8 protein-coding genes are annotated in these 9606 nt (G+C 42.1%); all 8 read left to right on the top strand.

Features of this window, described 5'->3' with window-relative positions:
- Positions 1-533 precede the first annotated feature (533 nt).
- The 8 genes from K3G39_RS03940 (at position 534) to K3G39_RS03905 (ending at position 9570) form a co-directional block, all read left to right on the top strand.
- Entirely contained in the window at positions 534-1322 is a 789-nt protein-coding gene (locus K3G39_RS03940) for a polysaccharide biosynthesis/export family protein (protein ID WP_220624872.1), read from the top strand.
- 16 nt (positions 1323-1338) lie between these two features.
- Positions 1339-3663, top strand: coding sequence for a polysaccharide biosynthesis tyrosine autokinase (locus K3G39_RS03935; protein WP_220624871.1), 2325 nt, complete (start codon positions 1339-1341; stop codon positions 3661-3663).
- A 179-nt stretch (positions 3664-3842) separates the two neighbouring features.
- Positions 3843-4340, top strand: a complete 498-nt coding sequence (locus K3G39_RS03930) for a UpxY family transcription antiterminator (RefSeq protein ID WP_220624870.1) — start codon at positions 3843-3845, stop codon at positions 4338-4340.
- A 37-nt stretch (positions 4341-4377) separates the two neighbouring features.
- Positions 4378-5613: a hypothetical protein gene (locus K3G39_RS03925; RefSeq protein WP_220624869.1), complete on the top strand. Its 1236-nt coding sequence runs from the start codon at positions 4378-4380 to the stop codon at positions 5611-5613.
- A gap of 3 nt (positions 5614-5616) precedes the next feature.
- Positions 5617-7056, top strand: coding sequence for a lipopolysaccharide biosynthesis protein (locus K3G39_RS03920; protein ID WP_220624868.1), 1440 nt, complete (start codon positions 5617-5619; stop codon positions 7054-7056).
- A gap of 27 nt (positions 7057-7083) precedes the next feature.
- Positions 7084-7707, top strand: coding sequence for a hypothetical protein (locus K3G39_RS03915; RefSeq protein ID WP_220624867.1), 624 nt, complete (start codon positions 7084-7086; stop codon positions 7705-7707).
- A gap of 134 nt (positions 7708-7841) precedes the next feature.
- Positions 7842-8627 carry a hypothetical protein gene (locus K3G39_RS03910; protein ID WP_220624866.1) on the top strand — a complete coding sequence of 262 codons (786 nt, stop codon included), beginning with the start codon at positions 7842-7844 and terminating at the stop codon, positions 8625-8627.
- The gene (locus K3G39_RS03905) at positions 8620-9570 is read left to right on the top strand and encodes a glycosyltransferase family 2 protein (RefSeq protein ID WP_220624865.1); all 951 of its coding nucleotides are present in this window, start codon (positions 8620-8622) and stop codon (positions 9568-9570) included. The genes K3G39_RS03910 and K3G39_RS03905 overlap by 8 nt, the downstream gene beginning before the upstream one ends.
- Positions 9571-9606: the final 36 nt, after the last annotated feature.

Here is a 9606-nt window from a genome sequence, read left to right as displayed (position 1 = left end):
AGTGCCCTGGATAGAAGAACGAAATGAGAAACAAGTAAAAATCCACTGGAGCTTCACAGTCAAGGAGGCCAGGGAAAAGATGGCTTCTCAGTATGCTAAAGTGATACCTAATGACTAAATTGACTGTGTACTAGTACATTTTATCATTGCCTAATTTACCTTCGCCAGACTCGATCCCAATAATAATATTATCCCGATTAAAAATTCAACTAGAATTAAGCAAATATCATAGCTTTTTTCTAATACTTATCGTAGAACACTTTATACATATTATAACTAAAGCAATTTTTAATTATACAATACTCAAAAGAGTGACTATGATAATATTACTTTAACTTTATAAGATTCACACATTATTTAAGGCCGTTAACCCTCTTAAACATTTTTTTCACCAAAATTGACTCGTAAGCAACTTGGGATTTTTGTTTCCGTATTGTAATAGAACACTATTAAATTTAATTATTTTAATCTAAATTTATAAATTACCATACCTTAGTACATGAAATCATAATACCACCTTTTTTAAACCCCTTATGAAGCTCTATAAAGTAAAAGCATTTGTTTTTATCTTGATATGCTGTATTTTTTTATCCTCGTGCACCCCGACCAATCACGCAGTATATTTCGATAATGTTTCCACATCCGAAATCATAAGCAAAGCGGAAAGCCTGGAGCCAATCCTACAGCCGAATGATTTGCTTAACATAACAGTAAGTAGCCTTAACCCAACTGCAACTGAAATATTCAATGCTTCTTCAGAGAACAGCTTCAGAGCTTCAAGTGCAACGAATACGATAGCTCAGTCACCTGGCTACCTGGTAGATCCGGAAGGTTACATTCAGTTCCCATTCCTGGGCAGGATCAAAGCTGCAGGATTAACAAAAAAGAATTTTCAGGAAGGTATAAAAAGAGAAATAGAGAGCCGCAAACTGCTGAAGGATCCCATTGTGGATGTTAGATACCTGAATTATAAAGTATCTGTGCTGGGAGAAGTGTCACGCCCTTCTGTGCTCACAGTACCAAACGAAAAACTGACACTGCTGGAGGCACTCGGACTAGCCGGTGACCTAACAATATTCGCGAGCAGGCATAATGTACTGTTGATCAGAGAGGAAGCAGGCGTAAAAAAACTAGTGAGGCTTGACCTTACGACAGATGAGATCTTCACATCCCCCTACTATTACCTCCGGTCAAACGATATCATTTATGTAGAGCCTAACAGAGCCAAAATAGCCAGTGCGAGCGCTACAAGACAGTGGCTTCCACTTGTGCTGAGTTCTCTGACATTTATAGTTGTAAGTATAGATCGATTAACGAGGTAATTTGCAATACTAGTTTATGGAGAATAAAAGTTCAAATAGAGAGGATAATCTGGGGGCTGCCCTTGTTTTTAAGTTCTTACCGTTCTGGCCACTTTTCGTGGTACTCCTCGCGATATGTTCTCTTGGGGCCTGGGCCTACCTGCGCTATTATGCTGTACCCACTTATGCAATTACAGCTTCTGTTATTGTTAAAGACGAGAAAAAAGGTGTGAATGACTCTAAAATGACAGAGTCCATTGATGCATTTAATACTAACAAGACTGTAGAAAATGAGATCAACGTATTAAGTTCTCATGCCCTGATGCACGAGGTGGTAAATGATCTTAAACTTTATGCTTCAGTGTATGAAGAGGGTAAATTTAAATCGACATCAGCCTATACATCTTCACCAATCAGCATCACGCTCAAATCTCCCTATGATGTAAGTGAGCAGTCCGCCGTTTACTTTACCTACGATAGCCTCAAGCAAATGGTGAACATTGAGAATGTTACATATCCGCTAAATGAATGGGTCAAAACACCATACGGCGAAATGCTCTTCTCTGAGAATGAACACAAGAACGGTACAGCAAACTCTCCTTTATACTTTTCTATTTCGAGCCCCAAAAAAGAAGTAAGCAAACTGCTTCGTACTGTCGCTATTGAAACACCTGGCAAAATGTCCAGTGTGATAACTCTTTATATTGAGGATGAAGTACCAGAAAGAGGAGAAGATATCCTCAACTCGCTGATTCACGCTTACCAGGAGGCCATCATGACCGACCGTAAAAAAATTGCGTCTCAAACCCTGGAATTTGTTGAAAACAGGATACGCCTCATCGAAAATGAACTGGAAGAACTCGAGAGCAGCATCGTTAAATATAGATCCTCAAAAGGAGCGATTGACCTGACCGAACAAGGCAGACTGTTTCTGCAAAGTGTGGGGGATAATGATAAACGCATCTCTGAGATCAACATACAATTAGCAGTTCTCGACAAGATCGAAAAATATGTGATCTCGAAAGAAGGTATATCCGGTGTTGTACCATCTACACTAGGTGTAAACGACCCTGTGCTGTCTCAACTACTTCAGAAGTTGCAACTAGCAGAAACCCAATACCTACAACTAAGCAGAACAACCGCCGAAAACAATCCGATGTTGATTTCGGTAAGAGAAGAAATAGCCAACCTGAGGCCAGGTATACTGGAAAATCTGCGCAACCAACGCGACAACCTGCTTACAAGCAGGTCCCGACTGGCGGCGACCAATAGCAGTTATAATTCTGTCCTGCAAACAATACCCCAACAGGAAAGAGAACTGCTCGAAATCAGTCGACAACAGCTTATAAAGAATAACTCGTATAGTTTTCTTCTGCAGAAGCGCGAAGAAACAGTGCTCTCTTCTGCTCCAACTTCTGAAGACATTCGGATAGTCGACCTGGCCCAATCCTCCAGAGGCCCCATAAGCCCACGGCCACTGCTGGCGTATTTATCTGCCTTCGTTTTGTCATTAATCATTGGTATCGCGGTAGTATCCAGCAGAGAGATTCTTAACAGCAAACTGTTATTCAGATCAGAAATCGAAGCTTATACCAATGTTCCGATTGTGGCCGAACTATCCAGTGTGAAGCAGCAAAATAATGGAATGTTTATAGAACCATCAGAAGCAGCTGATGTAGAGCAATTCCGCCAGCTTCGGGTAACTATGGGGCTTTACGGACGCACCTTCACAAAGAGAAAAATAATGGTCACATCCAGTATACCCGGCGAGGGCAAAAGCTTTGTGAGCACAAATTTGGCTTCTAGCCTTGCCTCTTCTGGGAAGAAGGTAGCACTCCTGGATTTTGACTTGAGAAACCCTACTACTTCGGCACTTTTTGACACGTACAAACACCCGGGCATTATCGAGTACTTGATCGGTGACCTAAAACCGGGTGACATTATCAAAAGCACCACGATCAGTAATTTAAGCATTGTACCAGCAGGCATAGATATTGGTGATCACACAGAACATTTATTGAATGGAAAACTGGAAGTGTTCTTTTCTTACCTGGAAGAGACATACGACTATGTCATCATTGACACACCTCCTGTCGATTTGGTTTCGGATGCTTACCTGCTTTCCCAATACTGTGATATCACACTGCTTGTAATGCGGCATGCTTATACTCCCAAAAGCCTGGTACAGCGAATGGCTCAAAACAATAAGTTGGGCACACTGCATAATGTAGCTATCATATTCAATGGCGTGAAGGCCAGAGGTTTTGTTAAGGGCCAATATGGCTACGGCTATGGCTATGGCTACGAAAGCAGGTATAGCGATAAGGTATACCGAACACGAACCATCAGCACAAAAGCCTGACGTTGTAATTGGTCCTTCGCCTTTATCTGGTAGTTCCAAAAACAGCAAATGCAAACAGGAGCACTTATCCTGTATAACAATAGTATGGTTTAGCTTGAAATTTTCCCGGTCACTCAAATGGGACTGAGGTAGGCGAAGCCGTACCCGAAATCAAGATCTTACCCTTAATCAGAGACGTGATGGAAGAAAGATGGTATGCAGTTTACACAAAGCCGCGTTGGGAAAAAAAGGTAACCGACTTCCTTAACCTGAAGGATATACAGTGCTACTGCCCCCTGAACAAGGTTATTCGCCAGTGGAGCGATAGAAGAAAAGTACTGCACGAACCCCTATTCAAGTCTTATGTGTTTGTGTATGTTACCGATAAACAGTTCCGTGAAGTAAAAGAAGCAGATGGGGTTATCAACCTGGTACACTGGCTCGGGAAGCCTGCAGTAATTAAAAATGAAGAGATAGAAGCTATCAGGGCTTTCCTCAACGAGCATAGCAATGTTCAGCTGGAAAAAATACAGGTAGGCATCCATGATACTGTGAGAGTGTCCAGAGGTTTTTTGCGAGACAGGGAAGGTATGGTGGTCGCGGTTAAAAACAATTCCGTACGGGTGGCTCTGCCATCTCTTGGGTATGTCTTGTACGCAGACCTCGAAAAATCCAGTCTTACCAAAGTGACCGCTTAGCGCAGTTTTCCTTCTTCTCATTCCTCTCAGGTAAACGATGAATCCAAGTATACAGACCTTATTCCGTACATTGCACGAAGATGGTATTGGCTATTTTCTGCTAACAGACTTTGAGTCTGAATTTCGGTCTGGAGACATTGATTTGTTTGTTGCTCCTAACAGCAAAGATGAGTTTGAGAACAAATTGCGCACGTTAGGCTGGTTCAAAAGAAAAGAACCCAGCTATCATACCAATCACCACTTCTACTACTCTCCTCACTCTGACTTGTACCTGGATGTAAAGTATAGCCTAACCTTTGCCAACGGCACTGAGCACTGCTATACCTACTTCAACCCAAATCAGGCGCTTTCAGCAGCAGTTATCAACGCGAGTGGAATTTGCAGGCCATCTGGGATTGCTGCGATCTTACTGTATGCAGCACATCTGGCTTATAAAGAGCGGGGTAGAGTAGAAGAAAAACACAGGGTATACCTGAGGCAGTACATTGATATTTATCAGTCTGAATTGCCGGACCAATGTAGTGAAACTGTAGCAGGCTTGCTAAAGTGGCTCAGCCATGAGTTTCCGAATAACATGGATCAACTCAAAACACTGCTACAACCCTATTTCAGCCAGCAGCGCTTCAAAATGGTGAGAACCACAAAGTTCAAACGGTATGGCTATGGTATGAAGGTGCTTTTCCTGGGTACTGATGGAGCCGGTAAATCCACCCTGATAGAGTCTGTTGAACAAAAACTGAAACTTAAAACAAACAAGCTATACCTGGGGATGGGGGAAAACGGCTGGACGTCGTCGTGGGTAAAATCGCTCTACAATCAACGACTTCGTCCGAAGGTAGTTGACAAAGCATTCAGCTTCCTGAAGTCATTTGTTGTGCTTCCGGCCGAACTTCTGCTACGTCAGGTACCGATCAAATTAAGGGCAAGGTATAGCGTTGTGTTGATTGACAGGGTGCCCGGCGCCTACATACTCGACAAATCATTCGGTAAAAGCCTTCTTTACCGATCAATATTGCCTACACCTGATCTTGTGTTCTTTTTGTATGCATCTCCGGAAGTACTTGTACAGCGAAAACCAGAAGAAAACACCTTGGAGAGGAGCAAGATAGACCTAGAAAAGTTCAGGAAAGTAGCTGAAGTGGTTTCAGCAGGTCGGTACATCAGCATCGATACATCCAGCATTTCTGTAAGCGAGGCAACTGATAGCATTATCTCTGAAATCTATAAAAGCAGCAAAGTATACGACAATTTGTTAACAACGCAATTCAATTAGACTATGGCAATTGCTGGCATGCGGGGTAAGGTATTATCAGGATTAAAGTGGAACACAATAAGCGTGGTTGCCACTAAGAGTACTGACTTTTTGGTTATGCTTATTCTGGCCAGGCTGCTTGTTCCTGAAGCATACGGGATAATAGGTATGGCCATGCTGGTGGTCGGCATATTGGAGGTAGTTTCGGATATGGGGCTTTACAATGCTCTTATTCAAAAGAAAGAAGACGAACTGACAGATATTCGATACTCGAGTGCATTATGGTTTCTGCTTGTGGTATCGATCATATTTGTCCTCTGTTTTTTTCTGTTTGTATCTGAGGCGGGAGCCACTTTCTATAATGAGCCTCGCTTGGTACCTATTCTAAATGCACTTAGCATTTATCTGTTCTTCAATATTTCCTCAATCATCCCACGGGTTATATTAACCCGAAAACTGAACTTCAAATCCCTGGTTACACTAACTTTCCTGGGCACAGTTTTAAGTTCTATTGCTGCCGTCATTATGGCTTTGCTGGGGTTTGGGGTATGGAGTCTGGTTACCAAGTACGTAGTTGGATCGGGCGTGATCCTTGTTTCTTACTGGGTGAAAGTAGGCTGGGCACCAAAGTTTGTGTTTCGCAAAGATGTGCTGCTAGAAATGGCCGGGTATAGCGTCTACACACAGCTAAACAACATCCTGCACTTCCTCCGCAAGAACCTGGACTACCTGATTATTGGTAAGCTGGTCAGTTCTCACTTGCTCGGTATCTATACCCTGGCTTTTATGTTGAGCTTGACGCTAAAGTCACAACTCTATTCTATTTTCAACAAGGTATTCTTTCCTGTCTATAGCAATCTGCAGGATAATCCGGAAAAGATTAAGATGTACTATCTGCAAACCATGCGGATGACAGCAATTATTACATTCCCAATATCAGTCTTATTGATCGGGCTCGCCGAAGAGATTATCCTTTTTTTCTTCGGTGCCAAATGGTTGGAAGCCGCAGCACCATTACGCATTCTATCGGTGGCGGCTATGATCTTTGCCATCTCCGGCACACCAGCCGAGGTATTAAAAGGTATCGGGAAGCCTTCCGTTAGTTTTTATCTGAACACCATCAACACTTTTGTAATCGCCTTGCCACTTATCTATTTCGGACAGAAATATTTTGGGATAGAAGGTGTGGCTTATGCGGTGTGTATACATTATACAACTTCACGCATAGCTTTCCACTACTTTATGAAGAAGTACATACACATCACCGATATGGAAGTGATGTATGCACTTAAAGACCCGACTCTGGCAGCGCTCGTTATGCTGGTTATCATTTACCTGATCACGCTGGTGGGCATGGCTGTATTGTTAGAACTGCTTGTAGCAGGGCTTTTAGGCGGACTGGTTTATTTACTCTTTTTTTTAAACGATTTAAAGCAAGGTATAAGGCTGATTAAGAAGCACTAAGATCATTGACTTATCTCCTGTTGTATAGTGAAAAAATACATAAGAAGTACTTTAAACAAAATCAGGTATGGTGCCAATGCCCCTGCTCATGCCGAATTAATATTTGTTGATCCGATGCAGGTTAACCAGTATTCATTTGCATGGAAGCAGAAAGACTCAGGTCGTGTAATTGGAGGGGACTGGGACCAGCTCGAGAACCTGACTGCAATAGACTCACGCTTTAAGTATAATGCCTGTATTGAGCGGTGGAAATTGAACAAGACATGGGAAGAGACGGGAATTTATGATTTCATGCTCGAATGCATACAGCAGCGGAACGGTCCGGTAGACAAGTGCAGTTCCCTTGATGATATTCTGGCCAGGTATGAGCGGCTGGACAACCTGTTTGAAAATGTAAAATTAACAGGCAGGCTAAAAACACAGCGAGAGCTAAACCCACGCTGCTATAATGAAGAAGGGGGTATATTCATACATATAGGCAGACAAAACCAGGTGATATTCGGCGGTGGGGGCATACACCGGTTGGCCATCGCCAAAGTACTACAACTGAACAGTATACCAGGGCAACTAGGCGTAATACACCCTGAAGCACTCCCTACCTGGAAAATGTTCAAGCAAATGCCAGCTATACCTTTAACCCTTAATAGATGACAAACTTCAAAAAACAAAACGAGGAAGTAAAAGACTCGTTGGAATGGGCATTCTTCTTATTATTATACATCCGGCGAACCTGACTGAACTGGTATAAATTTTTGAATAGATTTCCTGACATAAACCTACGCACTATGCCATTCACCTTTAATTCAATATCAATATTTTTAACTTGTTACTCTTACATCTTTCATTGGAAAAACACCACTTATAAGATTTTTACTCCGTTTGGGGGAGTTGTCAAGAAAGCAGAAATAATAGGTAACCAAAGAGCACTGCAAGCAAATTTCTGGTCTGACAATGTCATTCAGATCCGCCCTTCCTCCTTTTTTCTTTCTATGGTAAAAGGAATACCTGTCTCTGAACCTGACTTGAACCAGGTAGAGAACTATATATCAGCTAAACTGGAAGAGGCGATGCATTTTAAGCTGCAACAAGCCCATAAAACCTATGACTATAAAAAGTTGCAAAAGCTAGGTCAGCAAGGCCTGGATCTACACCTTATGAAGCAGTGCCATGAACTGTTGCGCCCGCTGAAGTTACCTATAACCAGCGCCCATGGTGACCTCCACATGGAAAATATAATACTGGTTGATCAGAAGATCAGGATAATTGACTGGTCTATGTACAACAGCCATGGCAGCTTTATTACAGATTATATTCATTTTTACAATTTCGCGGAGGCCGTTAAATACGATATCAGCTGGACTATCGCTATTCTGAAAGATCAGGACTACCTCAGTTTGCTGGCCCAACGTCTAAATACAGAACCCGTTCTCCTCAAAGCGATTTACACACTCAACAGAATAACTGGAGAGGCCAGTCAGTTTGCCAACAAAAACCTGATGCCTGTTCACCAGATAGATAAATACAACGCTGTTTTAAATCACCTTGTCACTAACATCAAGCAGAATGTTTAGTATTATCATACCTCTTTATAATAAAGAAGCCAGTATAGCTGAAACCCTACACACTGTGCTCGACCAGACTTTTACTGCCTACGAAGTGATTGTAGTAAATGATGGGTCAACGGATCAGAGCCTGTCCATTGTTCAGTCATTTGACGACAGGAGAATAAAAGTATACACCAAAAAAAATGGCGGTGTATCGGATGCCCGCAACTACGGTATTGAAAGAGCGAACTATGACTACATAGCCTTTTTGGATGCAGATGATACCTGGGACAGCAACTATCTGGAAGAGATGAACAAAATGATTGAGAAATATCCTGACTGCGGCATGTATAACTGCGCTTACAGAGCAGTAAAAGGGGATAGAATTTTTATCGAAAGCCCCAATATATCGGATGGGGTTATTGAAGACTACTTCAAAGCTACCCTTACCCTGGATAACATGATTTCCTGGACCTCGGCTACCATCATCAAGAAAGAAGTTACCGCAGTATCTGGCTTGTTCCCTGTTGGTATGGTCAGCGGGGAAGACTCATTTATGTGGTGCAAAGTAGCCATGCATTACCCTGTGGCCTATACTCATAAAATAATGGCTACTTATAATATGATGATGAGTGGCGCCTTTGGCAGGATAGCCAAACCAGACTCCTGTAAAGAATCCTGGTCTGACCTATACAGTAACCATAATCATTATCTAAACAAATTCATCGCTTATAAGGCTGTGGAAAACGGTTTGCGGCATGCCTGGGCTGGACAGAAGAGGAAAAGTAGACTTATTGAACGCCAACTAAACTTTGCAAGAAAACATAATGACAGGTATTTCAAGCAACGATTTATCAGGTTATTCTGCTTAAACAGAACTCCTCAATTTGCAGTCAACATCTTACTTCTTTATAAGAAGCTAGTTACAATCCGATTTTTTGGGCCTCCCTATTTTTCTATCTGTTTATGATACTGATCGCGCTGGGAATATTGCTTATACTAGTTT

The organism is Pontibacter sp. HSC-14F20 (assembly GCF_019599265.1).
Taxonomy (GTDB): domain Bacteria; phylum Bacteroidota; class Bacteroidia; order Cytophagales; family Hymenobacteraceae; genus Pontibacter.
This window is presented reverse-complemented; position numbering and strand designations above follow the sequence as displayed.